Annotated in this window: 1 protein-coding gene; it reads right to left on the reverse strand. The window is 44.2% G+C overall.

Annotated elements, in window-relative coordinates; translation table 11 throughout:
• The coding region (locus GO013_RS16830) for an oleate hydratase (protein ID WP_343219597.1) at positions 1 to 311 on the reverse strand (311 nt) is incomplete at its 3' end.
• Positions 312 to 335 lie beyond the last annotated feature (24 nt).

Here is a 335-nt window from a genome sequence, read left to right on the forward strand (position 1 = left end):
GTAACAACCTTTCCGGTGCGGGGATCGCGTTTACAGATATTGGTAATATAAGGAATGATTTTTTCATCCAGTGTTGTGATGGTTGCAGATTCCCAGTTGGTTTTGTTAATGTCGGAACAGAATTTTTCCGGATGTCCAAAGCTTGGATCCTGTTTTGCAATATTTTTCCAGAGATTCCAGCAGCCGCTTGTACGGACTTCCGCATCTCCATTAGGCGCATGGTTCTGATCACCGTAGATGGTTCCCTCGGTACAGCTTCCGTTTGTGACAAAAACAAGATCGTTTTCTGTAAGGACAATTCCTTTTTCCACGCCCTTTACCCTGCATTCAATAGC

It is taken from the genome of Pseudodesulfovibrio sp. JC047 (genome assembly GCF_010468615.1).
Lineage (GTDB): Bacteria > Desulfobacterota > Desulfovibrionia > Desulfovibrionales > Desulfovibrionaceae > Pseudodesulfovibrio.